At 63.6% G+C, this 23,395-nt stretch carries 24 protein-coding genes and 1 pseudogene; 10 read left to right on the top strand and 15 right to left on the bottom strand.

Going from position 1 to position 23,395, the window contains the following annotated elements; genetic code table 11:
- Positions 1 to 4: 4 nt before the first annotated feature.
- Both CWE01_RS25570 and msrB read right to left on the bottom strand, forming a co-directional pair.
- A complete protein-coding gene (locus tag CWE01_RS25570) occupies positions 5 to 1,810 on the bottom strand; it encodes a cytochrome c biogenesis protein DipZ (protein WP_100943327.1) in 1,806 nt (601 codons plus the stop codon).
- A 27-nt stretch (positions 1,811 to 1,837) separates the two neighbouring features.
- Positions 1,838 to 2,356 carry a peptide-methionine (R)-S-oxide reductase MsrB gene (gene msrB / locus CWE01_RS25565; RefSeq protein ID WP_100943326.1) on the bottom strand — a complete coding sequence of 173 codons (519 nt, stop codon included), beginning with the start codon at positions 2,354 to 2,356 and terminating at the stop codon, positions 1,838 to 1,840.
- A gap of 159 nt (positions 2,357 to 2,515) precedes the next feature.
- On the opposite strand from msrB, the gene CWE01_RS25560 reads away from it, so the two are divergent.
- Positions 2,516 to 3,232 carry a response regulator transcription factor gene (locus tag CWE01_RS25560; RefSeq protein ID WP_100943325.1) on the top strand — a complete coding sequence of 239 codons (717 nt, stop codon included), beginning with the start codon at positions 2,516 to 2,518 and terminating at the stop codon, positions 3,230 to 3,232.
- A complete protein-coding gene (locus tag CWE01_RS25555; protein ID WP_100943324.1) occupies positions 3,229 to 4,689 on the top strand; it encodes a HAMP domain-containing sensor histidine kinase in 1,461 nt (486 codons plus the stop codon). Before CWE01_RS25560 ends, CWE01_RS25555 begins: the two co-directional genes overlap by 4 nt.
- Before the next feature lie 3 nt (positions 4,690 to 4,692).
- Here CWE01_RS25555 and CWE01_RS25550 read toward each other — a convergent pair whose 3' ends face one another.
- Positions 4,693 to 5,277, bottom strand: a complete 585-nt coding sequence (locus tag CWE01_RS25550) for a TetR/AcrR family transcriptional regulator (protein WP_100943323.1) — start codon at positions 5,275 to 5,277, stop codon at positions 4,693 to 4,695.
- A gap of 113 nt (positions 5,278 to 5,390) precedes the next feature.
- Positions 5,391 to 6,314 carry a LysR substrate-binding domain-containing protein gene (locus CWE01_RS25545; protein ID WP_100943322.1) on the bottom strand — a complete coding sequence of 308 codons (924 nt, stop codon included), beginning with the start codon at positions 6,312 to 6,314 and terminating at the stop codon, positions 5,391 to 5,393.
- Between the two features lie 94 nt (positions 6,315 to 6,408).
- On the opposite strand from CWE01_RS25545, the gene CWE01_RS25540 reads away from it, so the two are divergent.
- Positions 6,409 to 7,290 carry a DMT family transporter gene (locus tag CWE01_RS25540; protein WP_100943321.1) on the top strand — a complete coding sequence of 294 codons (882 nt, stop codon included), beginning with the start codon at positions 6,409 to 6,411 and terminating at the stop codon, positions 7,288 to 7,290.
- Between the two features lie 11 nt (positions 7,291 to 7,301).
- Here the strand turns inward: CWE01_RS25540 and CWE01_RS25535 are convergent, their stop codons facing one another.
- Both CWE01_RS25535 and CWE01_RS25530 read right to left on the bottom strand, forming a co-directional pair.
- Positions 7,302 to 8,432, bottom strand: a complete 1,131-nt coding sequence (locus tag CWE01_RS25535) for a patatin-like phospholipase family protein (protein WP_100943320.1) — start codon at positions 8,430 to 8,432, stop codon at positions 7,302 to 7,304.
- A gap of 286 nt (positions 8,433 to 8,718) precedes the next feature.
- On the bottom strand, positions 8,719 to 9,471 hold the full coding sequence (locus tag CWE01_RS25530) for a thioredoxin family protein (RefSeq protein WP_100943319.1): 753 nt from the start codon (positions 9,469 to 9,471) through the stop codon (positions 8,719 to 8,721).
- A 256-nt stretch (positions 9,472 to 9,727) separates the two neighbouring features.
- Between CWE01_RS25530 and CWE01_RS25525 the strand changes: the two genes are divergently transcribed.
- From CWE01_RS25525 to CWE01_RS25515, 3 genes are all read left to right on the top strand, one after another.
- Positions 9,728 to 10,153, top strand: a complete 426-nt coding sequence (locus CWE01_RS25525) for a YciI family protein (protein ID WP_100943318.1) — start codon at positions 9,728 to 9,730, stop codon at positions 10,151 to 10,153.
- A 31-nt stretch (positions 10,154 to 10,184) separates the two neighbouring features.
- Entirely contained in the window at positions 10,185 to 10,601 is a 417-nt protein-coding gene (locus tag CWE01_RS25520; RefSeq protein WP_100943478.1) for a VOC family protein, read from the top strand.
- A 152-nt stretch (positions 10,602 to 10,753) separates the two neighbouring features.
- On the top strand, positions 10,754 to 11,422 hold the full coding sequence (locus CWE01_RS25515) for an HAD family hydrolase (protein ID WP_100943317.1): 669 nt from the start codon (positions 10,754 to 10,756) through the stop codon (positions 11,420 to 11,422).
- Here the strand turns inward: CWE01_RS25515 and CWE01_RS25510 are convergent.
- Positions 11,384 to 11,578 carry a hypothetical protein gene (locus tag CWE01_RS25510; RefSeq protein ID WP_100943316.1) on the bottom strand — a complete coding sequence of 65 codons (195 nt, stop codon included), beginning with the start codon at positions 11,576 to 11,578 and terminating at the stop codon, positions 11,384 to 11,386. The two genes, CWE01_RS25515 and CWE01_RS25510, sit on opposite strands and share 39 nt — an antisense overlap.
- A 223-nt stretch (positions 11,579 to 11,801) precedes the next feature.
- Between CWE01_RS25510 and CWE01_RS25505 the strand changes: the two genes are divergently transcribed.
- On the top strand, positions 11,802 to 13,517 hold the full coding sequence (locus CWE01_RS25505; protein WP_100943315.1) for a hydrogenase maturation protein: 1,716 nt from the start codon (positions 11,802 to 11,804) through the stop codon (positions 13,515 to 13,517).
- Here the strand turns inward: CWE01_RS25505 and CWE01_RS25500 are convergent.
- The 4 genes from CWE01_RS25500 to CWE01_RS25485 all read right to left on the bottom strand — a co-directional run bounded on the left by CWE01_RS25500 (position 13,514) and on the right by CWE01_RS25485 (position 18,573).
- Positions 13,514 to 14,587, bottom strand: a complete 1,074-nt coding sequence (locus CWE01_RS25500) for an ABC transporter ATP-binding protein (protein ID WP_100943314.1) — start codon at positions 14,585 to 14,587, stop codon at positions 13,514 to 13,516. The two genes, CWE01_RS25505 and CWE01_RS25500, sit on opposite strands and share 4 nt — an antisense overlap.
- Complete coding sequence (locus CWE01_RS25495) at positions 14,584 to 16,077, bottom strand: ABC transporter permease (RefSeq protein WP_371315475.1); 1,494 nt, start codon at positions 16,075 to 16,077, stop codon at positions 14,584 to 14,586. Before CWE01_RS25495 ends, CWE01_RS25500 begins: the two co-directional genes overlap by 4 nt.
- A 120-nt stretch (positions 16,078 to 16,197) precedes the next feature.
- Positions 16,198 to 17,214, bottom strand: a complete 1,017-nt coding sequence (locus CWE01_RS25490; RefSeq protein ID WP_100943313.1) for an iron ABC transporter substrate-binding protein — start codon at positions 17,212 to 17,214, stop codon at positions 16,198 to 16,200.
- Positions 17,215 to 17,478: 264 nt separating this feature from the next.
- Positions 17,479 to 18,573, bottom strand: a complete 1,095-nt coding sequence (locus tag CWE01_RS25485) for an AbrB family transcriptional regulator (protein WP_100943476.1) — start codon at positions 18,571 to 18,573, stop codon at positions 17,479 to 17,481.
- Positions 18,574 to 18,704: 131 nt separating this feature from the next.
- Here CWE01_RS25485 and CWE01_RS25480 point away from each other — a divergent pair, with 131 nt between their 5' ends.
- Positions 18,705 to 19,607, top strand: coding sequence for a LysR family transcriptional regulator (locus CWE01_RS25480; RefSeq protein ID WP_100943312.1), 903 nt, complete (start codon positions 18,705 to 18,707; stop codon positions 19,605 to 19,607).
- A gap of 22 nt (positions 19,608 to 19,629) precedes the next feature.
- Here CWE01_RS25480 and CWE01_RS25475 read toward each other — a convergent pair whose 3' ends face one another.
- From CWE01_RS25475 to ehuB, 4 genes are read right to left on the bottom strand one after another with little or no spacing between them, the layout of a single operon-like run.
- Positions 19,630 to 20,421 (bottom strand): amino acid ABC transporter ATP-binding protein, encoded by a 792-nt coding sequence (locus CWE01_RS25475; protein ID WP_100943311.1) that lies wholly within the window; start codon positions 20,419 to 20,421, stop codon positions 19,630 to 19,632.
- Positions 20,414 to 21,064 carry an ectoine/hydroxyectoine ABC transporter permease subunit EhuD gene (gene ehuD, locus CWE01_RS25470; protein WP_100943310.1) on the bottom strand — a complete coding sequence of 217 codons (651 nt, stop codon included), beginning with the start codon at positions 21,062 to 21,064 and terminating at the stop codon, positions 20,414 to 20,416. Before ehuD ends, CWE01_RS25475 begins: the two co-directional genes overlap by 8 nt.
- 2 nt (positions 21,065 to 21,066) lie before the next feature.
- A complete protein-coding gene (ehuC, locus tag CWE01_RS25465; protein WP_100943309.1) occupies positions 21,067 to 21,738 on the bottom strand; it encodes an ectoine/hydroxyectoine ABC transporter permease subunit EhuC in 672 nt (223 codons plus the stop codon).
- Positions 21,739 to 21,779: 41 nt separating this feature from the next.
- Positions 21,780 to 22,652: an ectoine/hydroxyectoine ABC transporter substrate-binding protein EhuB gene (gene ehuB, locus CWE01_RS25460; protein ID WP_100943308.1), complete on the bottom strand. Its 873-nt coding sequence runs from the start codon at positions 22,650 to 22,652 to the stop codon at positions 21,780 to 21,782.
- Between the two features lie 405 nt (positions 22,653 to 23,057).
- Here ehuB and CWE01_RS25455 point away from each other — a divergent pair.
- Positions 23,058 to 23,159, top strand: a pseudogene (locus tag CWE01_RS25455) (colicin E3/pyocin S6 family cytotoxin); the annotation flags it as partial.
- Complete coding sequence (locus CWE01_RS25450; RefSeq protein ID WP_100943307.1) at positions 23,156 to 23,389, top strand: hypothetical protein; 234 nt, start codon at positions 23,156 to 23,158, stop codon at positions 23,387 to 23,389. The pseudogene CWE01_RS25455 and the gene CWE01_RS25450, both read left to right, overlap by 4 nt.
- The last annotated feature ends 6 nt before the right edge of the window (positions 23,390 to 23,395 follow it).

The following is a 23,395-nucleotide window of genomic DNA, read 5'->3' as shown; positions in this document are numbered from 1 at the left end:
GCGATCAACCGAAGGTAAAGGCGTAGGCTTGTACGCCGGGATCGAGAAATTCGATGGAGAAGGTGTGCTCGCCGATGTCCCCGGCCTGGCGGACCAGCTGGTACAGGCGCTGCTCGGTCACCGTGCCTTCGCCGTTGGCGTCGGTATCGGTGCCGTGGTTGGCGCCGGGCATGGCACCGTCAATACGTACCTTGAAGCGCACCGGCTTGCCGTCCGCGCCCGGGCCCAGCACCAGGTGCAGGTCACGGGCATGGAAGCGGTAGACCACCTGGCCCGGGGCCTGGTTGAGGGTCACCTGTTCGGCATGGGCGGTCCATTGGCCGTCCAGGCCCCACTGGTTCAAGGCCGGCTGTTTTGGCGCCGCGTAGTTTTTCGATTTGTCCGCCACCTGGTCGCCCGGCGAGGCGAAATTCTCGGCACGGTCATAACCCAGGTAGGTTTCCGGCGATTTCACTTCAGCTTCGTCGGCGGCCTGCATCACGCCCTGGGCCTGGGTGCTGACCATGCCGCCGGAGACGTTCTGCTGGCCGGCTTCTTTCAGCAACTGCTGGATCACCTGCTCGGAACCTTCGTAGTCGCCTTCACCGAAGTGGTGATAACGCACACGGCCCTGGGCATCGACGAAGTAGTGGGCTGGCCAGTACTGGTTATTGAAGCCGCGCCAGATCGCATAGTTGTTGTCGATGGCCACCGGGTAATGAATGCCCAGCTTGGTCACGGCCTGACGGACGTTGTCGATATCGCGTTCGAAGGCGAACTCCGGCGCATGCACGCCGATCACCACCAGGCCCTGGTCGTGGTACTTCTGCGCCCAGGCATTGACGTAAGGCAGGCTGCGCAGGCAGTTGATGCAGGAGTAGGTCCAGAAGTCGATCAGCACCACCTTGCCCTTGAGATCGGCGGCGCTCAGCGGTGCGGAGTTGAGCCACTGCACGGCGCCCGAGAGATCCGGCAGGGGGCCTTCCACCGGCAGCGCACGTTCCGCGCCAGTGGTCTTGGCCGCCATCGCCATCATGCTGCCGGAGGGTTGGCCGGCGTCACTGTTGACCGCCGCCATCATGGCACCGCCCTGTTCCGGGGCTTTCTTCGGCGTCAGGTTGTCGAGCAGCTTCTGTTCGAGTCCCGAGGTGGCGACCGTGGACACCTGGGTCAGGATGCCGGTGTCCAGGCCCAGGGCGATGGCAACCACGCCGATCAGCATGGCCGCACCCAAACCGCGACGCAGCCATTGGCCGGTGCCGAGGTTGCGCTTCATCGCGCTGAACAGCTTGCCACCGATCAGCAGCGCGCCGGCCAGGGAGGTCGCGGCACCGGCGGCGTAGGCCAGCAGCAACAGCGTGGTGCCGATGTTCGCGCCTTGCAGGGCGGCACCGGTGAGGATCAGACCGAGGATCGGCCCGGCGCAGGGCGCCCACAACAGGCCAGTGGCGACGCCCAGTACAAAGGACGAGCGGGCGCTGGGTGAGCCATCATGGCTTTGCGCCGAGCGCGACAGCCGGTCACCGGCGGCCACCAAGGGTTGGGTCAGGCGCTCGGCCAGATGCGGGAACAGCAGGGTAATGGCAAAAAATGCCATCAGCGCCATGGCCAGCCAACGGCCGTACTGGTTGGCCTGCACCACCCAGCCACCGCCGACCGCCGCCAGGGTGGCCACCAGGGCGAAGGTCAGGGCCATGCCGCAGAGCAAGGGCAGGCCGCTGCGCCGGAACGGCTCGCCGGAACGGGCGAAGACGAACGGCAGCACCGGCAGGATGCAGGGACTGAGGATGGTCAGAAGACCGCCGAGGTAGGCCAGGATAAGCAGGAACATGATGGAATCCTTGTCGAAACGTGGGAATCAGGCCGCGCCGGGGGCGAAGGTCATGGCGACACCGTTCATGCAGTAACGCAGGCCGGTGGGCTGCGGTCCGTCGGGGAACACATGGCCCAGGTGGCCGCCGCAACGGTGGCAATGCACTTCGGTCCGGGAGACGCCGAAGGAGGTGTCGCGGCGGGTGGCCACGGCGCTTTCCAATGGTGCGGTGAAGCTCGGCCAGCCGGTGCGGCTGTCATATTTGGCGGCCGACGAAAACAGCGCCAGGCTGCAACCGGCACAGGCGAACACGCCGTCACGGTGCTCGTCGTTGAGGGGGCTGGTGTAGGGGCGTTCGGTGCCTTCGTGGCGCAGCACTTCGTACTGCTCGTCGCTGAGCATCGATTTCCATTCGGCGTCGGTGTGGCTGACTTCGAAGGTTTCGCCGCTCTCGGCCGAACGGCTGCCGCTGCCGAAGGTGGCGCCGACGGCGCGCCAGTCGAACAGGCCGGCGGCGAGCAGGGTGGCGGCACTGGAAACAAGAAAGCGTCTTCTGGAGGACATGGCGTCGCGTCCACGGTGATTGATCAGGCTTTCATTGTTGGACGGCGAGGGTCGCCAAATCCTCCCGTAAACTTAACTTATTTGTGAACATTGCTAAGTGGCGATCCGGCACAATGATCCAGGCGTCGCTCCCGGCGATTACCAGCACGAAGGCTTCTCATGGATTCACCCAAACGCATTCTGATCGTCGAAGATGACCTGCACCTGGCGGGCTTGCTGAGCCTGCACCTGCGGGACGAGGGTTATGACGTCACCCACTGCGCTGACGGCAACCTGGGCCTGGCGCAATTGAGCAAGGGCTCCTGGGATGCGCTGATCCTCGACCTGATGCTGCCGGGCGTCGATGGCCTGGAGATCTGCCGGCAGGCGCGGGCCATGGCGCGCTACACGCCGATCATCATCACCAGCGCCCGTTCCAGCGAGATGCACCGGGTGCTCGGGCTGGAACTGGGTGCCGACGATTACCTGGCCAAGCCGTTCTCGATGCTGGAACTGGCGGCGCGGGTCAAGGCCTTGCTACGGCGGGTCGATGCCCTGGCCAAGAGCCTGAAAATCGAGGCGGGGACCCTGGAGCAGGGCGGCCTGAGCCTCGATCCGCTGACCCGTGAAGCCCAGGTCGACGGCAAGCTGCTGGACCTGACGCCACGGGAGTTCGACCTGCTGCATTTCTTCATGAAAAACCCCGGTACCGTGTATTCACGCATGGACCTGCTGAACCACGTCTGGGGCTACCAGCACGACGGCTATGAGCACACGGTCAACACCCATATCAATCGCCTGCGGGCCAAGATCGAAGTCGACCCGGCGCAACCCGAGCGGATTCTCACGGTCTGGGGCCGCGGCTATCGTTTCTCGCCGGTGAGTCGCCCGTCATGAACCTGACCCTGTCCCAGCGTCTGTCCCTGGCCTTTTCCATCCTGCTGCTGGCCTGTTGCGGGGCCTCGGTGTGGCTGCAGGTGCGGGCCAGCGACATGCATGAAAAGGAAGTGGTCCAGGGCCTGTCCCGGGATCTGGCCCAGAGCATTGCCCTGGACAACCGGCTGGTGGGCACCGAAGGCCTGACCATGGAGGGCGTCCGTGCGCTGTTCGGCCAGTTGATGAACGTCAACCCGAGCGTGGAAGTCTATCTGCTCTCACCCAGCGGCAAGATCACCGGTGATGCCGCGCCGCAAGGCCACCTGCACCGCGATCACGTCGACCTGGCGCCGATCCGCCGGCTGCTCGATGGCCAGCCGTTGCCGATCCTCGGTGACGACCCGCGCAGCGACGACGGGCGCAAGGTCTTCAGCGCCGCCGCGCTGCGTGGTGGCGGCAAGGAGCTGGGTTATCTGTACGTGGTCCTCCAGGGCGAAGAACATGATCGGCTGGCGGCCCAGGTCTCGGCCAGTTCGGTGCTGCGCACCACCTTGTGGGCCATGAGCCTGGTGGCCCTGCTGGGGCTGATCGCCGGCCTGATCGCCTTTCGCCTGATTACCCGCCCGCTGCGCCGCCTGACCGAGACCATGCGCGATTTCGATACCGACGCCGCGCCGGCGCAGTTGCCGGTGTTGTCGCGGGCCGGGGCCGGGCGTCGCGATGAAATCGAAGTGCTGGAAGCCAGTTTTGCGCAGATGGCCACGCGCATCGGCGAACAGTGGCGCAGCCTGACCCAGCTCGATCAGGACCGCCGCGAACTGGTGGCGAATATTTCCCATGATTTGCGCACCCCCCTGGCGTCGTTGCACGGTTATCTGGAGACGCTGTCCCTCAAGGACGCGGTGCTGGCGCCGGACGAGCGCCGACGTTACCTGGGGATCGCCCTGGCCCAGAGCAGCAAGGTCGGGCAACTGGCCCAGGCGCTGTTCGAACTGGCGCGCCTGGAGCATGGCGCGGTGCGGCTGCAGGTCGAGGATTTCTCCCTCAGCGACCTGATCCAGGACGTGTTCCAGAAGTTCGAACTGATGGCCGAGACGCGCCAGTCGAAGCTGCTGGCGGCCTTGCCCCGTGGGGCGTCGATGGTCAGCGCGGACCTGGGGATGATCGAGCGGGTCCTGACCAACCTGATCGACAATGCCCTGCGCCATACCCCCGAAGGCGGCACCATCGAGGTGGCGCTGGCCCATGGGCGCGGCAAGCTCCAGGTCACGGTCAGCGACACCGGGCCGGGGATTGCCCTGACCTTGCTGGAAAACCTGTTCCGCCGGCCGTTCAACCAGGACGGCGACCGGCGTTCCGGTGGCTTGGGGTTGCTGATTGTGCGGCGCATCCTGCAATTGCACGACAGCCAGATTCGCCTGTTGTCGATTCCCGGCAAGGGCGCGGTGTTCTATTTCGAGCTGACGGCGGTGGGCTGATCTTCAGGCGTCGGCCAACAGGAAGTCCCTGGCCGCCGTCAGGAACTCATCCGATAGCGCCTGGCCCCGGGTCGAGCGGGCCAGGGTCAGGGCGCCGACCAGCAGCGCCTGCTGGACCAGGGCTTTTTGCCGGACCTGCGGATCGTCGGCACCCAGCAGTGAGCCGTAGGTGTCGAGCAGTGTCTCCAGGCCCTTGACGTAGTTGCGATGCAGCGCGCTCTCGGGGTCCTCATGGGCCAGGTCGCCGCAGAACGCCGCCACCGGGCAGCCTTCGCCCGGCGTGTCGCGATGTTCCGTGCTGAGGTAGTGTTCGACGATGGACTTGCGTGCCGCTTCGCCGTGACCCAGGGTCTCGGCCCTCTGCCGCCAGCGCTCGGCCGACTGCTTGAAACTGCGGCTGCAGGCTTCGGCCGCCAGGGCTTCCTTGGACTCGAAATGCCCATAGAAACCGCCATGGGTCAGGCCCGCGGCGCCCATCACCTCGACCAGGCTGAGGCCTTTCAGTCCACGCTCACGGAACAGCCGGGCAGCGGCGTCGGTGATGCTTTCGCGGTTGAGTTCGGCCTGTTTGCGCGAGACGCGGGGCATGATGGGCTCCTGAAGGGATACGGTGATTGGTGTAGCATCCTTCAGGTTATAGATTGTTGTAAACATCTATCTGTTCTTTCCTGCACCTCGGATGACTTCCCCCAGGCGGGCATTCATTGGGTTTCCAGGAGGGCACCTGCTGTTTGTATGGTACGGGTGCGCGGCATGATGATATTCAGTTCTTCCCCAAGAAAGCTTTGCAACGCCTGCACCGCTGCGGCCTGGACCGCCGGTACCCGGCGGACATAGAGGGCGAAGTCGACGATGGGCGGCGCCGGCAGGCCATCGGCCGGGCCCAGCACGCGCATGCTTTCGTTGCGGATATTGCCTTCCAGCAACACCGTGATGCCCAGGCCTGCCTCGACCGCCGACTGCACCGCCGGCAGACTGGTGCTGCTGCAGACCACGCGCCAGGGGATGTTCGCCCGCTTGAGGATTTTCACCACCTGGCCATGCCACAGGCAGCCACCGCCAAAGGTCACCAGGGGCAGGCTCTGGGCGCCCAGGTCGGCGGGTAGGGTCAGGCCGCGGGCGCCGACCCAGAACAGCGACTGGGTCCAGCAGGCCTGGGGTTGGGCATTGATCGCCGAGGCGTCGCCGATGATGACATCCAGGGTGCCGTCCGCGAGCTTGGCGGACATGGCCACGCTACTGTCGATCACGATCTCCAGGGAAATATGCGGATAGGCCGCGGAAAAGCGCCGCAGCGCCCGGGGCAGGCTGCCCACCGCGATGTCCTCGAGCAACCCCAGGCGCACGGTGCCGGCGATCTGGCTGGCGGACAAGGCGCGTCGGGCATCGGTCCCGGCGCCGAGGATGCTGTGGGCGTAAGGCAGCAGCAGGTGGCCGGCTTCGGTCAGGCGCAAGCCCCGTGGCGAGCGGTCGAACAGACGGCGTTCGAGGTCCTCTTCCAGGCGCCGCAATTGCATGCTGACCGCGGCCTGGGTGCGCGCCAGGCGTTGGGCGGCGGTGCCCACCGCACCGGTTTCGGCGACGGTGACGAAGGTTCGCAACAGACTGCTGTCGAGATCGCGCATTATCAATATTCGTGAAGTCAGGATAAGAAATATCAGCTTATTTGAAGTCTGCGTGACTGGCTAGGATGGCTCGACATTCACAGGAGACTTCAGCATGCAGGAAAATGCCACCGGCCTACCGCTCTCCGATACCGGCAGGGCACATCGCAGCACACTGTTGTGGGCGGCCATGCTCTGCGTGCTGTCCATGCTCTTTGTCCAGTTCGGCGCAGCGCTGTCAACGCCGACCATGGAGACTTACGGCACGTTCAGCACCACCTGGCTGCGCTTGTGCTGGGCGGCGGCGATTCTTGCGCTGTTGGTGCGACCACGGTTGCACAGGTTTTCGCTGTCACGCTGGCTGGCCGCCGGGAGTCTTGGCCTGGCGATGGCCGTGATGACCACCTGCTTTTTCGCGGCGATCCAGCGTATTCCACTGGGGCTGGCGATCGCCATCGAGTTTCTCGGTCCATTGCTGGTGGCCAGCCTCGGGGTGCGCAGCTGGCGGGCGTTGATCTGGCCGTTGCTGGCGGTGACCGGGGTGTTGCTGTTGGCGCGCAACGAAGGGGGCTGGATCGGTGAACCGCTGGGGGGGTTGCTGGCGTTTGGTTCGGCGGCGGGCTGGGCCGCTTATATCCTGATGATGAAAAAGGTCGGGCGACTGTTCCAGGGCTTTGAAGGATTGTCGGTATCGTTGTTGGCCGCGGCCCTGATTGCCACGCCCCTGGGACTTTGGCAGAGCGGCGGCCACCCGCCGTTGTTGCAGATCGCCAGTTGCGCGGGATTGGCCTTGTTCGTGCCGCTGCTGCCTTATGGCCTGGAGATGGTTGCCTTGCGGCGGATGCCGGCGTCTTCGTTCGGCATCCTGATGAGCGCCGAACCGGCCGTGGGCGCCCTGGCCGGTTATGTGGTGCTGGCCCAGCCGATGATCCCGATGCAGTTTGTCGGCACTGCCTTGGTGATCAGTGCCAGCCTCGGCGTGCTGGCGTTGCCCTGACTGTCGCGGGTTCAGGAGAGCACGAGGGGCTCCGGCGTTTTCGGGGCCACGGGCAGCAGTGGATACTCCCGGTCGGCCGCTTGCGCCACGGCATAGCCGTGCCGGGCGATCCGTTCGAAGACCTCGGGCTTGAGGCGATTCAGGGTGGTGGGGAAACCAGCGGCAAAGGCCGCATCGCTGCCTTTGACCGGTTCGATCAGGGAACTGGCGATACTCAGGTAGCCGCCACGCCCCGGGGCTTTCTTCAGGTATTCGACAAAGGTCCGGCTGCGCAATGCCCGGGTCTGGTCGGACATGATGTCGGCCAGGCGCTTGAGTCGCCAGGGACTCAGCACCCCGGCGTCAAACCCCGGCTTTAGCGGTGCACCCGCGTCCGAGACAATGATCGGATACTCGTAGCGCTTGGTCTGTCCGGTCGCCGCGTCGAAAAAAGGTTCCAGGCCGAGGTTGTCGTAGACGCCGCCATCGTAGAGCCGCAGCTTCTTGAACGGCAGGCGCGCTTCGACGGCGCTGTTCAGTGGAGCTTCCCACTCGCGCTGCATCCATTTGAAACGGCGGGTCTTGAGGGACAACGGACCGATACCGCCAGGGAATGCCGCCGACACCGCCAGGGCCTGGGCCAGGGGAAAGCCGGTGGTGGCGGCGTAACCGATGGAGTAGTCGCCCATATTGTTGCGTTTGAAGCGAAAGCGCTTGCCGTTTTCCGCCGTGGTGCCGTTGATCGACCAGTCGGGTGTGGCGGCGATCTCCGGCAGCAGGGCGGTCACCCCCCATTCCTTTTGCAGGGCCAGGGCCAGCAGGTTCGCCCGGGACAGCAGGAAGCGCCAGTTCAGCGGGTTGCACAGCTGGCGCAAGGCACTCCAGAGCAGGCTGCGCGAGCACAGCTTGGCTTGCAGGGCGGGATAGGTACGCTGCAGGAAGGTCGCGGAGTCGGGCCATTGGCCGTGGTTTTCGTGGAACATCAGGCCCACCAGCAAGCTGCCGCCGGACACCGTGGAAATCTGCGTGACCCGTTCCAGGGCCTGTTGTTCGGCGAGGTATTTGAGCATGCCGAGGTGAAACGTCATGGCTCGGACGCCGCCGCCGGAGAGCGCAAGGGCAAAATCTGAACGCTGGCCAATCGAGACTGCAGGAGACTCCATGTTTCCTCTCTGGTGGGAATTGTCGTACGCAATGGTTTTTCGATGTTAGTGCGTTCTAGGAGCGCGGCATAGAGCCCCGACGCCATATCAGTCAGGTAAGCAGTGTGGGCTTGTGGAGCTTGGCTGGTCAGCGAATCTTTTAGCGATCTTGAGGGCCTATTCGCGGGCAAGCCCTGCTCCTACAGATATATGTCGTACACAGGATTTGTATTCGACGCTGAACTGTAGGAGCAGGGCTTGTCGGATCGCCGCACCGCGGCGAAGCTTCTAGCGGCTGGCGAATGATCTATGCCTTGTCGGAGTGGGATTGGCAGCAGCTGTGTGCCGGTGCGGTGGCATAACGATCATGGTGCCGGACCCAATCCATGGTCCCGCTTTCGTTGCGGCCCTTGGGCATCAGGTCGAGGAAATGATAGGTGCCCACCAGCATGTCCAGGCCCCTGGCATAGGTGGAGTAGGTGTGGAAGATCTCTCCCTCGGCGTTGCGATAGAACACGCTGAGCCCCGGCAGTTCTTCCGAGGCGCTGTCGAGGGGTTGGTAGTTGTACTCGGCCTTGCCGGCACGTCGCTCCTCGGGCGAGGCGCTGACATGGAAGTCCGCGTTGAAGTCGCTACCCGCCGATGAGAACCAGGGGAAATACCAGCCCATGCGTTGCTTGAACGCCTGGAACTGCGCCCAGGGGGCGTGGGAGACCGCGACGAACGACACGTCATGGTGAGCCAGGTGCAGGTTTGCGCCGTCGAAGTGGTCCGCGAGGAAGGAACAGCCCGGACAGCCTTCCTGCCAGCCGTTACCGAACATGAAGTGATAGACGATCAGCTGGCTGTTGTCGCCGAACAGGTCGGCCAGGTGCTTTTGCCCGTGGGGCCCTTCGAAGCGATAGTCCTTGTCGACCTTGACCCAGGGCAGGGCACGCCGCTCGGCACTGAGCTGGTCGCGTTGCCGGGTGAAGGCCTTTTCGTGAACCAGATGTTGTCGGCGCGCGGCCAGCCACTGCTCGCGCGAAACCACGGGATGTTGTTCAACGTGCTCATTCATGTCGATGACTCCTCCGGGTCAGGGCCGCCGGACGGGTTTGCCGGGGCGCGAAAGATCTACTTCTATGCTTAGGCTTAGTCGAATGAGGGGTGGCGATATCGACCGCCGATCTTCTGCGCGCTCGGAAACGGACCAACGGCGATCAGGGAAAAAGATCTCGCGTGTTGTCGATTTCGCGCTCGCCCGTTCGATTAGTCGACACAGCCGCCTGCCGGCTTGTCGATTTTGTCTACCACCACCCTCAGGAGAAACGACCATGCGATTTATGGTGATCGTCAAAGCCAGCCCGGAATCGGAAGCCGGTGAAATGCCCAGTAACGAATTGCTGGCGGCCATGGGCGCCTATAACGAAGAGCTGGCCAAGGCCGGTGTAATCCTGGCCGCCGAGGGGCTGCATCCGAGTTCCCGGGGTGTCCGCGTGCAGTTCAGCGGCAAACAGCGGACCGTGATCGACGGACCCTTTATGGAGACCAAGGAACTGATCGCCGGTTTCTGGATCTTCAATGTGCAATCGCTGCAAGAAGCCATCGACTGGGTCAAGCGTTGCCCGAACCCGATGGTCAGCGACTCTGAAATCGAAATCCGCCAGGTCTTCGAGGCCGAAGACTTTGGCGAGAACTTCACTCCCGAGTTGCGCGAGCAGGAAGAACACCTGCGCGCGAAGATGTCCGGTCAATCCTGAAAACCTGCCAGAACGGAGTTTTATCATGAGCCTGAAAATCATTCCTTACCTGACCTTCAACGGTAACTGCAAGGAAGCCTTTGCCTTGTACAAGCAGGTGCTCGGTGGCGAGTTGTTCTCCCTGTCGTTCGCCGATGCGCCGGAAGAGGCCTGCGTACCCAAGGATTCACCGAACAAGGACAAGATCCTGCACACCCGCCTGACGGTGGGGGATTTCAGCCTGATGGCGTCCGATTGTCCGCCGCATCAGCCGTTCAGCAAGATGCAGGGCATTTCGGTGTCGCTCAATGTCGACCGCGTTGACGAGGCCAAGCGACTGTTCGCTGGCCTTAGCAATGGCGGCAACATTCATATGGCTCCGGCCAAGACCTTCTGGGCCGAGTACTTCGCGATGTTCGAAGACCGTTTTGGCGTGAGCTGGATGATCAATTGCGAGACGGGCCACTAAGCCCTGAGATAAACCCGCTCCCGCAGCCAGGCGGTCATCTGCGGGAGCGAGCTGGCTCGTGAGGGAAGGGCATTGGCGACATCTGCCGTTCAGGCAATTGTCGTGCAGGAGTGAGACACTGTGCCCGTTCGGTTCATGAGCGTGAAACAGCAATGACGATTTCAGACAGTACCGCGCCGCAAGCGGGAACCTGCGTGGCCTTCGACTTTGACGGAACCATTACCACCACCGACAGCCTGCGGGATTTCGTGCGTTACCAGGTTGGTAATCGGCGCTTCCTGATCGGTGGCCTGCTGGTCTTGCCCTGGCTGGTGGGCATGTATACGGGGCTGTGCAAGCGGGCCGAGGCCAAGGCGCGGTTCCTGGCGCTCACCCTGCGCGGCAGGAGTCAGGTCGAATTGGAAGAGGCGGCGGCGCGCTACGTCGCCGAGCGCCTGCCGATGCTGATCCGTCCGGAAATGCTCGAACGGATCGAAGAGCACAAACGCCTGGGGCACCGCCTGGTGCTGGTCAGCGCATCCCCCACGCTCTACCTCGGACACTGGGCCCAATCAGCCGGTTTTGCGGCAGTACTGGCCACGCAACTGGAGTTTCGCGACGGACGTTTTACCGGACGCCTGGCGTCGCCCAACTGCTGGGGACCGGAAAAGGTCCGGCAGTTGCAGCACTGGCTGGGCGATGCGCGCGGGCGGGTACTGTTTGCCTATGGCGACAGTCGCGGCGACCAGGAAATGCTGGCGTTTGCCGAACACGGCTGGTTGCGCGGACTGGGCGCCTTGCCTTCACTCGATGCCTGGCCGGATGGGTTGCACCACGGCTGAAGGTTGGTCGCGCTCAAGCAGGCGGCGCTCTTGCAAGACATTGATCAGGGCAACACGGGCGGACGGGTCCAACTGATGTTCCCGTTCCTTGAGTTCCAGCAGGATGGGGCTGGACCAACTGCGATAGGCACGTTCTGCAAGACGAACTGCGGTCATTTCTCTCTCCTTGTTCAAAAGCCCGCTGAATAGTCGGGCGACTCCATGAGCCAAAAATCCTAGCCGAGAAACCAGCGGTCCGCTACCGCACCCGCCGTACGGTTGTCTGTTGACTTCGGTCAAGGTGTCGCTGGCGTGGCGCTTTACTGTAGCGGCTCCGGTCGGGCCATGGATTGCTCGTTGCAGCAGGAGCCCGGCGTATTGCTCAAGGAGGAGTTCCGTCATGCGCTCATTGAAAATCATTCTGCTGGCATCGGCATTCAACGGCTTGACCCAGCGCGCCTGGTTGGAGCTGCGCGAAGCAGGGCATGTGCCAAGTGTGGTGCTGTTCAGCGACGAAGACGCGGTCTGCCAACAGATTGAAAACAGCCAGGCCGCCCTGGTGATCTGCCCCTTCCTCAAGGACCGCGTGCCGGCCCGGTTGTGGCAGGACCCGCAGCGCCCGGTGGTGATCATTCATCCGGGGATTGTCGGTGATCGCGGCGCCAGTGCGCTGGACTGGGCGATCACCCGGCAGGTGTCCAACTGGGGCGTGACCGCCTTGCAGGCCGCCGAGGAAATGGACAGCGGGGCGATCTGGGCCACCTGCGAATTCGAGATGCCGGCGGGCATGCGCAAGTCCGAACTCTACAATGGCCCGGTGGCCGACGCGGCCATGACCTGCATCCATGAGGTGGTGGCCCGGCTCGGCAGCGACTTCGTGCCCCAACCCCTGGATTACCGTTTGCCGCAGGTGCGCGGTCGTCTGCAACCGAACATGAAGCAGAGCGATCGCGCCTTCAGTTGGCAGGATGACGCCGAACTGATCCAGCGCCGCATCGACGCCGCCGATGGCCAGCCCGGTGTGCTCGCCGAGCTGCTGGGCGAATCCTACTATCTCCATGACGCCCACCTCGACAGCCGTCGCGGCACGCCGGGCCAACTGCTGGCCGTGCATGACGATGCGGTGCTGGTGGCGACCGGGGATCGCAGCCTGTGGATCGGCTCGTTGCGGCGCAAACCCCGGCCGGGGGAGGAGACTTTCAAGCGCCCGGCGCGGCATGTGCTGGCCGGTCGGCTCGACAAGGTGCCGACCTTGAACTGGTCCGTCGCCAGCCACCCGTATTGCAAGGAGTCCTACCAGCCGATTCGTTACCGTGAACTGGGCGGTGTGGGCGAGCTGACCTTCGAGTTCTACAACGGCGCCATGAGTACCGAGCAATGCCGGCGGCTGGTCAGCGCCCTGCGCTGGGCCAAGGCCCAGGACACCGAGGTGCTGCTGTTCCGCGCTGGGCGCGGGAGTTTTTCCAATGGCGTGCACCTCAACGTGATCCAGGCGGCGGCGGTGCCCGGGCTTGAGGCCTGGGCCAATATTCGCGCGATCAACGATGTCTGCCGTGAGCTGCTGACCGCCCGGCAACTGGTGGTCAGCGGCCTGACCGGCAGTGCCGGGGCCGGTGGGGTGATGCTGGCCCTGGCCGCCGACGGGGTGTTCGCCCGCAGCGGCGTGGTGCTCAATCCTCACTACAAGAGCATGGGCCTCTATGGCTCCGAATACTGGACCTACAGCCTGCCCCGTGCGGTGGGCTACGAGCGCGCGCTACAACTCAGTGAGGACTGCCTGCCGATCAGCGTCGCCCTGGCGCGGGAAATCGGCCTGGTCCAGGATATCGGGCCGCGTTGTCCGCAGGCCTTTGGCGACTGGTTGATGGCCCAGGCGCAGCGCGTGGCCCACGATCCCCTTTATGAGGCGGTGCGCGAGCGCCACCGCTCCCGCGATGTGGAAGACATGGAGCGCTGCCGCGACGAAGAGTTGGCCCAGATGCGCCTGGATATGGTCGAGGACCGCCATGGATTTGCTGACAAGTGCCGGCACTTCGTGTTCAAGCAGCGGACCTGCGGGACACCTCGGCGACTGGTTGCGCCCTGGGCGAACAGCGCCGAGGTGGTCAGCGGCTAGCCGGCGCTTTGCCGTCCCAGCACATGGGCATGGCCCTCGGCCGAAACCCGCACTTCACTGCCGACCCGCGGGGCGTGCATGCCGGAGCTGCGCACCAGCAATGAACGTTTCTGTCCGTCGGCAGCCTGGGCCTTCAGCTCCACGGTCAAGGTGCAGTTGTTGCCGCCGAAGTCGCATTCGGTGACTACGGCCGGGCTGCCGTTGCCGTCGGTTGGTCCCGGCAGGTGGGCCGCGAGTTGCAACTGTTCGGGGCGCAACATGATCTGCGCCGGCCCGTGACGGCCCTCGTCGTTGACGGGCAGCCGACCCAGGTCGCACTGCGCCCAGCCGTTTTCGATCAGGGCCGGCAGGATCACCGCATCGCCGAGGAACAGCGCGGTGTCTTCATCGTCCGGCCGCAGGTACAGGTCCATCGGGTGACCGGCCTGGACCAGTCGGCCCTTGCGCATCACCGCCAACTGATCGGCGAAGGACAGGGCTTCGGACTGGTCATGGGTGACCAGGATAGTGGTCACCCCGGCTTCAGATAGCAGCCGCGCGACCATCTTGCGCATGGACGCCCGCAGGCCGGTGTCGAGGGCCGAGAAGGGCTCGTCCAGCAGCATCAGGCGTGGGCGTTGCGCCAGGGCACGGGCCAGCGCCACCCGCTGTTGCTGGCCACCGGACAGTTCATGGGGCCAGCGTTTGCCCATCTGCGGCTCCAGGGCCACGCTGTCCATCAACTCGGCGACCCGTTGTTGCCGGGTGGCCTTGTCGACAATGCCGAAGGCGATGTTATCGGCCACGGTCATATGCGGAAACAGCGCGCCGTCCTGCGGCACATAACCGATCAGGCGCTGGTGGGCCGGAACCTGGGTGTGGGCATCCACCAGCGGCTGGCCGTCGAGGGTGATACGCCCGGCGTCGGGAAATTCGAAACCGGCGATCATCCGCAGCAGGGTGGTCTTGCCTGAGCCGGAAGGGCCGACGATGGCCGTGCGGCTACCGGTGGCAATCGACAGAGTGATGTCTTCCAGGGCCGCTTGCGAACCGAAGGACTTGTACAGCGCGTTGATTTCAAGAGCGTTCATCGGCCAGCCGTGCGTTTGGATTGATGATAGAGAAGCCCGGTCAGCGGCAGCGACAACAGGATCATGAGCAGCGCGTAGGGCGCGGCGCCGGCATAGTCGATTTCACTGGTCATGGCCCAGAAGCCGGTGGCCAGGGTCCGTGTGCCGTTGGGCGCGAGCAGCAGGGTGGCGGTCAGTTCGTTGGTAATGGCCAGGAACACCAGCGCGGCACCGGCGGCGGCCCCCGGCGCGGCCAGGCGCAGGGTGATCGACCAGAGCGCCCGGACCGGTGAGCGCCCGAGGCTGCGGGCGATGTTTTCCAGTTCCACCGGCGCCTGGGCGATACCCGCGCGCAAGCTGACCAGGGCGCGGGGCATGAACATCAACAGGTAGGCCAGCAGCACGGTGATCGAGGTCTGGTAGATCGGCCGGGCGAAGTTGATGGTGACCGTGACCAGGGCCAGGGCGACGACGATGCCGGGCAGGGAGCTGGTGATGTAGTTGCAGCTTTCCAGCAGACGGTGCAGGCGTCCGGGCGAGCGGATCGACAACCAGGCCACGGGCACCGCCGCGCAGGTGGTCAGCAAGGCGCCGGCGGCACCGAGCAGCAGCGTCTGTTCCAGCGCCGGCAGCAAATCATCCATTGCCCAGACCTCACGGCCTCCGGCGATCAACCAGTTACCCAGGGTGACCAATGGCACACCGAGGGCCAGCACGCTGCTGATGATCGGGATGCTCAGCGCCAGCAGCTTGGTGGTGCGGCTCAGGCGTACCGTGCGTTGCTGCCGCGCGCTGCCGGAGCCGACCCGGGCATAACGGGCCTTGCCCCGGGCGGCCGACTCGACGGTCAGCAGACCCAGGCAGCACAGCGCCAGGATCCCCGCCAGGGTATGGGCCGCCGGGCCGCTGAAGGTCGACTTGAACTGGTCGAAGATCGCGGTGGTGAAGGTGTCGAAGCGGATCATCGCGTAGAGGCCGTATTCGGCCAGCAGATGCAGGCCCACCAGCAGGGCGCCGCCGCAGATCGCCAGGCGCAGTTGCGGCAGGACAATACGGAAAAATACCGCCCGGGGTTTGAGCCCCAGGGACTCGCCGACATCCTCGATGGCCGGGTCGAGGCGCCGCAGGGTCGCGGCAATCGGCAAATAGAGAAACGGGAAATAGGCGATCACCGAGACCAGCACCCCGGCGAACAGCCCGTGGATTGGTGGTATCAGGCTGACCCAGGCGTAGCTGTGGACGAACGCCGGTACGGCCAGCGGCGCGGTAGCCAGCAACGACCAGGCGCGTCGGCCGGGCAGGTCGGTGCGTTCGGTCAGCCAGGCCAATGCCAGCCCCAGTGTCACGCACAGCGGAATGGTGATGACCATCAGCAACAGGGTGTTGACCAGCAGCTCGCCCACCCGAGGGCGCCAGACCAGGGCTTCAAGGGTGGTCCAACCGGTTTGCCAGGAAGAGAGGATCACGAAGGCGATCGGTAGCAACGCCAGCAGAGACACCAGCACTGACAGCCCGATGATCCAGGCATTGCCCTGGCGCCCGAAGAAATGTCTGGATCGCTTACGCGAAAGCGCCGCAGGCGCGTGAGCGACTGCGGCGGGGTCCAGAGGAGAAATGGACTCTGGGATCAATTACAGGATTCCGGCCTGGGTCATCAAATCCACGGCCTTCTTGCTGTCGAGTTTCGAGGCATCGACCTTGGGAGCGTCGAGGTCCTTGAGTGGCACCAGCTTGGCATTGGACTCGGCGCCCACGCCGACGGCGTATTCAAACGAGGTACCGTCCTTGAGCACCGCCTGGCCACCTTTGCCGGTGATCCACTTGAGGAACGCCTGGGCTTCTTCCGGGTGTTTGCTCGACTTCAGTACGCCACCGCCGGAGGTGCTGACAAAGGCGCCCGGGTCCTTGTGCTTGAAGTAGTGCAGGGCGGTGTTGTTGCTGTTCTCGCCGGTCTTGGCCTGGTCGCCGAAGCTGTAGTAGTGGTAGATCACGCCGCCTTCTACTTGCCCGGCATTGACCGCCTTGAGCACCGAGCTGTTGCCGCGATAGACCGAAGCGTTGGTTTTCATTGCCTTGAGCCAGTCCAGGGTCGCGGCTTCGCCCTTGAGTTCCAGCACGGCGGCGACGATGGCCTGGAAGTCGGCACCCGATGGAGAAGCGGCCCAGCGGCCTTTCCACTCAGGCGAGGCGAGGTCGAGCAGCGACTTGGGCAGTTGCGCTTCGGTCAGCTTGCTCTTGTTGTAGACGAACACGGTGGAGCGGGCGGCGATGCCGACCCAGTTGCCGTGGGCCGGACGGTAGGCAGCGCCGACCTGTTCCAGGGTGGTCGGTGCCACCGGGGCGAACAGCTTGGCATTGTCCACCAGGACCATGGCCGGGGAGTTCTCGGTCAGGAACACATCCGCCGGAGACTTGTCGCCTTCCTGGATGATCTGGTTGCCCATCTCGGTATCGTCGCCGTTGCGCAGGGTCACCTTGATCCCGGTTTCCTTGGTGAAGCCATCGATCCAGGCCTTGGTCAGGCTTTCATGCTGGGCGTTGTAGACCACGATGCCGTCGGCGCTTGGCGCGGCGTAAACGTGGCCGGCGCTGAGCATGGCGGTGGCCAACAGGGCGGTTTTCAGAAACGAAGGAAGACGGGGAATCATTGCGTGGGTAGCTCCTGCGGTCTTTTGATAATCGAGGTGGCTGGCGACTTGCGGTGCATCTGCACCCGGTTCGCCGGTCCAGTTAAACAATGGGAATCATTCGCATGTTTTGTCTGGGCGGCAATTTAGTGGGTGAAATGAGAAAAAAACGTCAAAACAGGCATGACTTTCAAACAAATCTTAATCAATGTCGTTCGTATTTTGACTAAGGCAAGGTTGGAGATTGTGTCATGAATGTTTCGTCATTGGGGAGTCTTGTCGAGACTAGGTTTTGATTTGTGCGCAGAGGCGAATTACCAGCCGGGCAAAGAACGCACCGGTGAAGATCACCGCCAGCAGGCGCAAGGTCTGCATGGCCAGGACCAGACCGACATCCGAGTGGGTGTCGACCGCGATGATCGCCATGGTGTCGAGCCCGCCGGGGCTGGTGGCCAGGTAGACCGAGAGGAAGTCCAGGCCGAGCCACTTTGCCAGGACCCAGGCCGAGGCGGCGCACAAGGCGATCAGGCTGATGGAGCCGAGGATCATCGTCGGCAGGCGTTTCCAGACATAGAACACGGTAGGGCGGTCGAACCGCAGGCCGACGTAGCAGCCGATGGCACCGTAGGCGACCGCCAGCAGTCCGGCGGGCAGGGTGATATGCAGCAGCCCGGACAGTTGCAGGACCGCGCCGATCAGCAGCGGCACCAGCAAGGCACCCGCCGGCACCCGCGCGCCCAGGACCACGCCGAACACCACGGTAGCCAGTGTCAGCCCCAGGTTGATCAGGCTGAAGCTGTGCAGCGCCGCATCGGCGACATGGGGGGCGGTGCCGTTGACCGGGGCTTCGAGCACATGGCTGACCAGTGCGCCGATCATGACCACGCAGACGACCCGCACATACTGCATGGTCGCCACGACCCGGCCATCGGCGCCGAAATCATCGGCCATGGCGACCATCGCCGAGGCGGCGCCGGGAGAGGTGCCCCAGGCGGCGGTGCTGGCCTGGATCCCGCCGAAACGGACCATCGCCAGGCCCACCAGGGCGCTCAGGCATACCGTCAGTACCGTGGCGAACAGCATCAGGTGCCAGGAGTCGGCCATCGACGTCAGTACCGCCAGGGTTATGGAGTGGGCGGCGAGCAGGCCGATACAGCCCTGGCCCAGGCGGAACGCCTGGCGGTGAATGCGGATGCTGGCACCGCTGACACCGAAGGCGATCGCCACCAGCATCGGGCCGATAAATTGCCCGGCGGGCAACTCGGCGTATTTGAGCAGTTGGCCGCTGCCGCCGGCCAGTAACACCAGGGCCAGCCATTGCAGAGAGCGCGGCCAGGTGGTGAGGGAAAATCGGGAGGATGCGGACGATAATGTGGACAAGAACACTCTCCAAAGCGCTGGACGCTCCTGTTGCAGGGCGTTGAAAGCGGCGCAGTGGGTAAATTATTGATAGCGCAATCGATCAAGTCCAGTTTCTAATTGTGATGAAACGATAACTTTGGTTGATTGATATGGACCTGCGAGATCTCACCTATTTTGAAACCATTGCCGAGCTGGGCCATCTGGGTCGCGCGGCGCAGAAGCTCAATCGCAGCCAACCGGCGCTGACCAAGAGCATTCAGCGCCTGGAAGAGTCATTCGGTACCAAGCTGTTCGAGCGCGAGGGTCGGCGGATCAAGCTGACGCCGGTGGGCGAGCTGTTGCAGCAGCGTGGTCGACAATTGCAGCAGAGTATTGCCGAGACCCACCGTGAAATCCGCGACTTCGCCAGCGGCGTGCTGGGCAATATCCGCCTGGGCTGTGCGGCGAGCATGGCTGAATACCTGCTGCCGCAACTGACTGCGGCCTTGCTCGAGCGGGCGCCGGAGATCACCTTGAGCCTGGCGATCGGCCAGGACGATATGTTGCGCGAGTCCCTGCGCTCCGGGCGTCTGGACATGGTGATCTGCCCGCTGTTCGACGATGACCCGCAATTGTTGTCGCATCCGTTGTTCGATGACGAAGCGGTGGTGGTCGCCAGTCGCAATCACCCGATCTTCGACGCGCCGATTCGCCTGAGCGAACTGGGGCGTTATCGCTGGGTGCTGCCGGCAACCGGGGTGTCGTCGCGGCGCTGGATCGACAATGTGTTCCTGGCCCATGACCTGCCGTTGCCCTCGGTGCAGATCGAGACCAACACCATTTCGCTGTTGCCGCGGCTGATCGGCCAGACCCGCTTGTTGAGCTTCCTGGCGCGGGAAACCCTGGAGGATGTGAAAGGCGCGACGCACCTGCGCGAAGTGCGGCTGAAGGAAACCACCATGAAGCGCACCCTGGTGGTCTCCGTGCGGGCCGGCGCCTACCTGTCCCCGGCGGCCCAGACCATGCTCGACCTGCTCAAGCGCCACGGCCGGGCGTTTTTCAGCGCGCGTTGAGTCTGGAACGGGGCTGTGGCCGTTACCGATGCTCGACCCGATTGAGAAAACGCCGGGTGCGCTCGTTGTCCGGCTCCACCAGGATCTGCCGGGGCGTGCCGTCGGCGACAATGCGCCCGGCTTCCATGAACAGCACCCGGTCGGCGATGTCCTGGGCGAACTTCATTTCGTGGGTCACCAGCAACATGGTCACCTGTTGCTCATGGGCAATCGTGCGAATCACCTCCAGCACTTCGCCGACCAGTTCCGGGTCGAGGGCCGAGGTCACTTCATCGAACAGCATCACCTTCGGACGCATCGCCAGGGCCCGGGCGATGGCCACCCGCTGCTGCTGGCCGCCGGACAACTGGGCGGGGTAGGCATCGGCCTTGTGGCTCAGGCCGACCATCGCCAGGTAGGCATGGGCGCGGTCCAGGGCTTCTTCGTGACTGACCTTGAGCACCTGCAACGGCGCCTCGGTGATATTTTCCTGCACGGTCAGGTGCGGGAACAGGTTGAACTGCTGGAAGACCATGCCGACCCGATGTTCCACCGGGGCTTTTTTCGAACCGGGCCAGCGCCAGCCGCTGCTCTTGGCGGTGACCGCCACGCCGTCGACTTCAATGCGGCCCTGCTCGTAGCTTTCCAGGCCCTTGATCAGGCGCAACACGGTGGATTTCCCTGAACCGCTGGGGCCGATCAGCGCGACCTTCTGCCCTTGGGGAATGCTCAGGTCGAGGTGGTCGATGACCCGGGTCGCGCCGAAGTGCTTGACCACCTGGGTGAGGCGGATCTGTGTCGGCGCCGTGGCCGCGAGGTATGCAACGTCAGACATGGCTGCGCCTTTCCAGGTACTTGAACAACAGGGAGGTCGGCACGCTGATGATCAGGAACAGCACGGCCATCAGCGTATAGGGTTCGGTATAGCGATAGCTCATGCCCGCCACCTGCTTGGCGGCCTGGAACAGCTCCGGAATGGTGATCACCGCCAGCAGCGGGGTTTCCTTGAACATGCCGATCAGGTAGTTGCCGAGCACCGGCAGCATCGGTTTCAGGGCCTGGGGCAGGATGATCCGGCGCCAGGTGGTGGCCGTGTCGAAGTCCAGCGCCCGGGCGGCTTGCCACTGGCCCGCCGGTACACCGTCGATGGCTCCGCGATAGGCTTCGGCAATATAGGCGCTGTAGTAGAGCCCGAGGCCGATCACTCCCGTGGAGATCGCCGGCAGGGTGATCCCGGCCGAGGGCAGGGCAAAGAACAGCACATAGAGCTGGACCATCAGTGGCGTGTTGCGAAAGAAGCTCAGGTAGCCCTGGCAGCCGCGCCGTATTGCGCTGATCGATGAGCGTTGGGCAATCGCCAGGACCAGCCCGAGCAGCACCGCCAGCAGGAAGCCGAGCACCACCACCTGCACGGTGACCAGCAGGCCACGCAGCAGGTCGGGCAGGATCGACCAGGCAAACTCGAAGTCGAATTCCATGGTTACTCCCGGCGCCAGGCCGAACTGTGGTGTTCATAACGCCGCACCAGCCAGGTCAGCGGCCAGGCCATGACGAAATAGCAGACCAGAACGATGCTCCAGATCAGCGTCTGTTGCCCCAACGTGGTCACCAGCTGATTGCCGGCGAAGGTCAGGTCGCTCAAGGTGATCAGCGACACCAGCGAAGTGGTCTTCATCAACTCGACCAACTGGTTGCCCAGCGGCGGCAGCATAAACGGCAGGGCCTGGGGCAGGATGATCCGCCGAAAGGCCGCCAGCGGCCCGAAGTCCAGGGCGCGCAAGGCGTCACGTTGCCCGGCGCTGACATTCACCAGCGCCGCACGGACGATCTCCGAGCCGTAGGCCGAGAAGGTCAGGCCCAGGCCGATCACCCCGGTGGCCATCGGCGACAGGCTGATGCCGAACAGCGGCAGGATAAAGAACAGATAGAACAGCAGCACCAGGGCCGAAATGCCGCGCAGCAGCTCGACATAGGCGGTGGCGAACCAGCGCAGCGCGCGCCAGGGCGACAGACGCATCAGCGCGATCACCAGCGACAGCACCAGTACCAGCAGTTCCGCGAGGAAAGTGATTTGCACCGTCACCCACGCGCCATGGGCCAACTGGCGCGCGATGAACAGGGCCGTTTCCACGGCCGGGGTATCGAGGGACATGGCCTGTACTCGTGTGGGTTTGAGGCCGTTTCAGCGTGTGGTTACTGGCTGCAACGTTGGGCGGCGGTGACGTCCAGGTCGGGCAGCTCGTTTTCGGTGTAGTCGTATTTCTGCAGGATCTTCAGCAACTCGCCGGACGCCCGCAGCTTGGCCAACTGTTCGTTGAAGGCCTGGGTGAAGGCCGGGTCGTTTTTCGGCAGGCCATAGGACTGGTAGTTCCAGCTCGGCTTGCCCTGGGCGTCAGGGATCTGCTCGAAAGGCAGGGCCCGTTCGATAGCCGGGTTGGCGGCTTTCTTGAGCAGGCCGATGATTTCCGCGTCGGGGAAATACACCACGTCGATGCGCCCGGCCTCAAGGGCGGAGAGGGCTTCGGTGTCCTTGTCGAACAGCACCAGGTTGGCCGCTGGAACGCCGCTGTCACGGGCTTCCTGGACCTGATTGGTCCCGGCCTGGGTGGCCAGGCGTGCCTTGCCGTTGCTGGCAACGTCCTTGAGGCTGTGCAGGTTCAGCGGGTTGCCGGCCTTGACGATAAAGGCGCCGCCGGAGCGGGTGATCGGGTTGGAGAAACCGATGACCTTGCAGCGGTTGGCGTTGATGAACAGGCCTTCGCCGATCAGATCGAAACGCTTGGCGGTGACGCCGGGGACCAGGGAGCCGAAGTCGGTGATCGGGGTCTCCAGCTTGTGGATGCCCAGCGGGCCGAGGATGGCCTTGAGCACATCGACATAGGCACCGGTGACCTTGCCGTCGGTGCCGATGTAGGCGTACGGCTGTTCATTGGCGATACCGGCGCTGAGGCCTTCGCTACGACCCTTTTCCAGCAGGCCCGCGGCCACGGCCGAGGACGGGGCAAGGTTCAACAGCACGCTGGTACACAGCGCGGCCGACAACGACAGGGACTTGATAGCGTTCATGGAGGACCTGGAGAGAATGGAAAGGGTGCCAGACAGTTAAGCCGAATACATTGCCTGTAGGCGCCGGCTTGCTGGCGATAGCGGTGCTGAATGTGATATCGCCATCGCCAGCAAGCCGGCTCCTACAGGTTTTGTGGGCGTTCTTGAGATCCCATTTCCTTAACTGACCGGCATCGGCGACAAGTCCGCTTGTCGCTTGTCCAGTCTGGCCCGAGGGGGTGTTCAGCCTCGACTGACAGAATCTGAAAATGATTTTATCGATATAAGCGAAAAGTTTTAAATATCGTTAAGTGATAAGCATATGTTGTTTGCCGGGGGTAAAGGCGATCGGCGTTTTTACCCCCGATCGGCTTCGCAAGGGTGGTGCTATGATTTTTTCGAAAGGCACGACAAAACATGGTGCATGTCGAGAAGTACAACAGGCGTGGAAAACATCTCGGAGAGTTCAATTCGGAAACAGGTGAGCAGACAAAGCCAGCCGACAAAACACGTGAGGTAGAACCTTGAGATACATAATCGAAGCATTCGATAAAAAAACCGAATTGCTAGTTTTTGAAATTGAGCTTCCTGACGACTGCGAGGAGAAATTATCAGCAGTCATGGCTTGGTCCGCTCCTCAACGTGGTGATGAAGGCTACGATCTTAGCGCCTCACAGTTGGATGCTGTTGAAGCATTGGCTGGTAGACGGTTTTACGACCAACGCTATATTTTCCAATTGACCTGCAATGCCTATTGACCTCTC

Source organism: Pseudomonas sp. QS1027, assembly GCF_002814235.1.
GTDB lineage: Bacteria > Pseudomonadota > Gammaproteobacteria > Pseudomonadales > Pseudomonadaceae > Aquipseudomonas.
The sequence above is the reverse complement of the archived record's forward strand: the minus strand, read 5'-3'. Positions and strand labels throughout refer to the sequence as shown.

What these genes read in the sequence shown, in the direction of transcription:
- CWE01_RS25510 (WP_100943316.1), bottom strand. Translation starts at nt 11,578, where the DNA reads ATGACCGCAGTTCGTCTTGCAGAACGTGCCTATCGCAGTTGGTCCAGC.
- CWE01_RS25570 (WP_100943327.1), bottom strand. Translation starts at nt 1,810, where the DNA reads ATGTTCCTGCTTATCCTGGCCTACCTCGGCGGTCTTCTGACCATCCTC.
- CWE01_RS25515 (WP_100943317.1), top strand. Translation starts at nt 10,754, where the DNA reads ATGACGATTTCAGACAGTACCGCGCCGCAAGCGGGAACCTGCGTGGCC.
- CWE01_RS25540 (WP_100943321.1), top strand. Translation starts at nt 6,409, where the DNA reads ATGCAGGAAAATGCCACCGGCCTACCGCTCTCCGATACCGGCAGGGCA.
- CWE01_RS25490 (WP_100943313.1), bottom strand. Translation starts at nt 17,214, where the DNA reads ATGATTCCCCGTCTTCCTTCGTTTCTGAAAACCGCCCTGTTGGCCACC.
- CWE01_RS25560 (WP_100943325.1), top strand. Translation starts at nt 2,516, where the DNA reads ATGGATTCACCCAAACGCATTCTGATCGTCGAAGATGACCTGCACCTG.
- CWE01_RS25525 (WP_100943318.1), top strand. Translation starts at nt 9,728, where the DNA reads ATGCGATTTATGGTGATCGTCAAAGCCAGCCCGGAATCGGAAGCCGGT.
- CWE01_RS25505 (WP_100943315.1), top strand. Translation starts at nt 11,802, where the DNA reads ATGCGCTCATTGAAAATCATTCTGCTGGCATCGGCATTCAACGGCTTG.
- CWE01_RS25530 (WP_100943319.1), bottom strand. Translation starts at nt 9,471, where the DNA reads ATGAATGAGCACGTTGAACAACATCCCGTGGTTTCGCGCGAGCAGTGG.
- CWE01_RS25535 (WP_100943320.1), bottom strand. Translation starts at nt 8,432, where the DNA reads ATGGAGTCTCCTGCAGTCTCGATTGGCCAGCGTTCAGATTTTGCCCTT.
- CWE01_RS25500 (WP_100943314.1), bottom strand. Translation starts at nt 14,587, where the DNA reads ATGAACGCTCTTGAAATCAACGCGCTGTACAAGTCCTTCGGTTCGCAA.
- CWE01_RS25555 (WP_100943324.1), top strand. Translation starts at nt 3,229, where the DNA reads ATGAACCTGACCCTGTCCCAGCGTCTGTCCCTGGCCTTTTCCATCCTG.
- CWE01_RS25545 (WP_100943322.1), bottom strand. Translation starts at nt 6,314, where the DNA reads ATGCGCGATCTCGACAGCAGTCTGTTGCGAACCTTCGTCACCGTCGCC.
- ehuB (WP_100943308.1), bottom strand. Translation starts at nt 22,652, where the DNA reads ATGAACGCTATCAAGTCCCTGTCGTTGTCGGCCGCGCTGTGTACCAGC.
- msrB (WP_100943326.1), bottom strand. Translation starts at nt 2,356, where the DNA reads ATGTCCTCCAGAAGACGCTTTCTTGTTTCCAGTGCCGCCACCCTGCTC.
- ehuC (WP_100943309.1), bottom strand. Translation starts at nt 21,738, where the DNA reads ATGTCCCTCGATACCCCGGCCGTGGAAACGGCCCTGTTCATCGCGCGC.
- CWE01_RS25475 (WP_100943311.1), bottom strand. Translation starts at nt 20,421, where the DNA reads ATGTCTGACGTTGCATACCTCGCGGCCACGGCGCCGACACAGATCCGC.
- CWE01_RS25480 (WP_100943312.1), top strand. Translation starts at nt 18,705, where the DNA reads ATGGACCTGCGAGATCTCACCTATTTTGAAACCATTGCCGAGCTGGGC.
- ehuD (WP_100943310.1), bottom strand. Translation starts at nt 21,064, where the DNA reads ATGGAATTCGACTTCGAGTTTGCCTGGTCGATCCTGCCCGACCTGCTG.
- CWE01_RS25550 (WP_100943323.1), bottom strand. Translation starts at nt 5,277, where the DNA reads ATGCCCCGCGTCTCGCGCAAACAGGCCGAACTCAACCGCGAAAGCATC.